1 protein-coding gene is annotated in these 249 nt (G+C 42.2%); it reads left to right on the top strand.

Annotated elements, in window-relative coordinates:
- On the top strand, positions 1 to 249 hold a 249-nt coding region (locus RMT89_RS44540; RefSeq protein WP_315889452.1), incomplete at both ends, for a hypothetical protein.

The raw sequence follows: 249 nt of genomic DNA, 5'->3' as shown, positions 1-249 counted from the left end.
CAATTTATTACCGCCCAATCGGCACAAATTAATCATATTACCCCTAAAACATTATCTGCAGGATTAACGCTTGATGATGCAATGGATCGCCTTTTTATTCGCTTGGCAGGAAAAGTCGCATTGGTTCATGGTTCGTGTATTGAGCGTGCTTTTGTGGAACGCTATTTACAACAGCGTTATGGCTTAGAGCAGTTCCCTTGTGTGTGGATAGACACATTGCAAATCGAAAAGCAGATGACCTATCAAGGG

The sequence above is a fragment of the Streptomyces sp. P17 genome (genome assembly GCF_032436805.1).
Classification (GTDB): domain Bacteria; phylum Actinomycetota; class Actinomycetes; order Streptomycetales; family Streptomycetaceae; genus Streptomyces.
This window is presented reverse-complemented; position numbering and strand designations above follow the sequence as displayed.